Origin of the sequence: Mesorhizobium sp. M7A.F.Ca.CA.002.04.1.1, assembly GCF_004022805.1 — a bacterium.
Lineage (GTDB): Bacteria > Pseudomonadota > Alphaproteobacteria > Rhizobiales > Rhizobiaceae > Mesorhizobium > Mesorhizobium ciceri.
This window is the reverse complement of record NZ_RZPL01000744.1, coordinates 1-2698: the sequence shown is the minus strand read 5'-3', so window position 1 is coordinate 2698 and position 2698 is coordinate 1. Positions and strand designations below refer to the sequence as shown.

Genomic DNA, 2698 nt, shown 5'->3' with positions numbered 1-2698 from the left:
GTCTTACTTGGCGCTTTCCAGCGTATCGACCGCCTTCTTCAGGTTGGCGTCGGGGATCTCGACCTTGGCGCCGGCGCGCAGCGACTTGACCAGCGCGAAATACTTGTCGCGGATGACCGCCTGCTTGGCCTGGTCCTTGACGTCGTCGAAGGCCGGCGGCTGCTTGGTGCGCTTGTCCTCGAGCTTGATGACATGCCAGCCGAACTGCGTTTGCACCGGCTGCTCGGTGTATTTGCCGACCTCGAGCGCGGAGGCCGCCTTGTCGAACTCCGGCACCATCTGGCCAGGTCCGAACCAGCCGAGGTCGCCGCCGCTGGTCTTGCCTGACGGATCGCTGGTGTGCTCGTTGGCGAGCTTCTGGAAGTCGGCGCCGCCGTCGAGCTGCTTGATGATCGCCTCGGCCTCTTCCTTCGTCTTCACGAGGATGTGACGGGCATGCAGCTCGTTGGTGGGCGGCGTGTTGGCGATTTCCTGGTCGTAACGGGCGCGGACCTCGGCGTCGGTGACCTTGTCGACGACACCCTTCTCGACCATCTCGCCATGCAGCGCGCGCTGCTGCAGGAAGGCCATGCGGCGCTGGAAGTCGGGATCCTTGTCGAGCCCTGTGGTGACCGCCTGGGCGGCCATGACGCGGATCTCGATGGCAGCCGAAAGGGCGGCGGCACGGCGCTGCTCGGGCGGCAATTGTGCGAACTGCTGCGACAATTCCCCTTCGGCAAGCACCAGATCTGCTTCGGTCAGGGGCTGACCGTTGACCGTGGCGATAACCTTATTGGGATCGACCGGTGCCGCGGCTGGCGCTGCTGCATCCGCTGGAGCGGGAGCGGTTTGCTGCGCCATCACAGGCGAGAGCGAAAGGGCCGACAGGCCGACGGCCAAGCCAAGGCTGGCGAGCGACGCGCGGCGAAACAACAGGGACATAGGGGGACTCCGGTGGGGATTGTTAAGAGGGGTGCTTCCAGATCGGCCAGATTGTGGCGGAATTTGGCGCAGCCAGCAGGGCCAGCGCGGCGTTGACATCAGTTGAGCCCCCTCTTATCTGTCCAACGACTTTGCGTCCAGAACCGTTTTCCGGGCGCTTTTTGTGTTTGTCCACGTTCACGTGGAATTGATGGGGCCGCCCGGCGCTCATCTCAAGATTGAGAATTCTATCGAAAGGACCATTGGATGGTCAGTCTCGGCGGTCTCGCCCGTAAGGTTTTCGGTTCCTCCAACGACCGTCGGGTCAAATCGACCCGGCCCCGTGTCGAGGCGATCAACGCCATGGAAAACGAGATGCGGGCGCTTTCCGATGAGGAATTGGTCGGCCGCACCGCGAAATTCCGCCAGGACATCGCCAACGGCGCCACGCTCGACGATCTGTTGGTGCCGGCCTTCGCCACCGCCCGCGAGGCCGCGCGCCGCGTGCTCGGCATGCGCCCCTTCGATGTCCAGCTGATCGGCGGCATGGTGCTGCACAATGGCGGCATTGCCGAGATGCGCACTGGCGAGGGCAAGACCCTGGTCGCGACGCTGCCGGTCTACCTCAACGCGCTTGCCGGCAAGGGCGTCCACGTCGTCACCGTCAACGACTATCTGGCCACCCGCGACTCCGAATGGATGGGCCGCGTCTACAAATTCCTCGGCCTCTCGGTCGGCGTCATCGTCCACGGCCTGTCCGACGAGGAGCGCAGCGCCGCCTACGCCGCCGATGTCACCTACGCCACCAACAACGAGCTCGGCTTCGACTATCTGCGCGACAACATGAAATACGAGCGCGCCCAGATGGTGCAGCGCGGTCACAATTACGCGATCGTCGACGAAGTCGATTCCATCCTGGTCGACGAGGCACGCACGCCGTTGATCATTTCCGGTCCGCTCGAGGACCGTTCGGAAATGTACAACACCATCGACACCTTCATCATCCAGCTGCAGCCGCAGGATTATGAGATCGACGAGAAGCAGAAGACCTCGATCTTCACCGAGGAAGGCACCGAGAAGCTCGAGAACCTTTTGCGCGACGCCGGCCTGCTCAAGGGCGAGTCGCTCTACGACGTCGAGAACGTCGCCATCGTCCACCACGTCAATAACGCGCTGAAGGCGCACCGGCTGTTCCAGAAGGACAAGGACTATATCGTCCGCAACGGCGAGATCGTCATCATCGACGAGTTCACCGGCCGCATGATGCCGGGCCGCCGCTATTCGGAAGGCCTGCACCAGGCGCTCGAAGCCAAGGAGCATGTGGCGATCCAGCCGGAGAACCAGACGCTCGCCTCCGTCACCTTCCAGAACTATTTCCGCCTCTACAAGAAGCTGTCCGGCATGACCGGCACGGCGCTGACCGAGGCAGAGGAATTCGGCAACATCTACGGCCTCGAAGTCACCGAGATCCCGACCAATCTGCCGGTGATCCGCATCGACGAGGACGACGAGGTCTACCGGACGGTCGAGGAGAAATACAAGGCGATCGTCAGGGAGATCCGCGAAGCCAGCGCCAAGGGCCAGCCGACGCTGGTCGGCACCACCTCCATCGAAAAGTCCGAGCAGCTGGCCGAGCGCCTGCGCAAGGAAGGTTTTACCGATTTCGAAGTGCTGAACGCTCGCCATCACGAGCGCGAGGCGGCGATCGTCGCCCAGGCCGGCAAGCCCGGCGCCATCACCATCGCCACCAACATGGCCGGCCGCGGCACCGACGTCAAGCTCGGCGGCAATGCCGAGA

2 protein-coding genes are annotated in these 2698 nt (G+C 63.4%); one reads left to right on the top strand and one right to left on the bottom strand.

Annotated features, from left to right (window positions below; translation table 11 throughout):
- Positions 1-3 precede the first annotated feature (3 nt).
- Positions 4-921 carry a peptidylprolyl isomerase gene (locus tag ENZ75_RS27735; RefSeq protein ID WP_024503787.1) on the bottom strand — a complete coding sequence of 306 codons (918 nt, stop codon included), beginning with the start codon at positions 919-921 and terminating at the stop codon, positions 4-6.
- Between the two features lie 246 nt (positions 922-1167).
- Between ENZ75_RS27735 and secA the strand changes: the two genes are divergently transcribed.
- A partial coding sequence (secA, locus tag ENZ75_RS27730; protein WP_128278466.1) for a preprotein translocase subunit SecA occupies positions 1168-2698 on the top strand: 1531 nt, incomplete at its 3' end.

Excerpts from the sequence above, each read along its gene's own strand:
- ENZ75_RS27735 (WP_024503787.1), bottom strand. The coding sequence starts at position 921 with ATGTCCCTGTTGTTTCGCCGCGCGTCGCTCGCCAGCCTTGGCTTGGCC.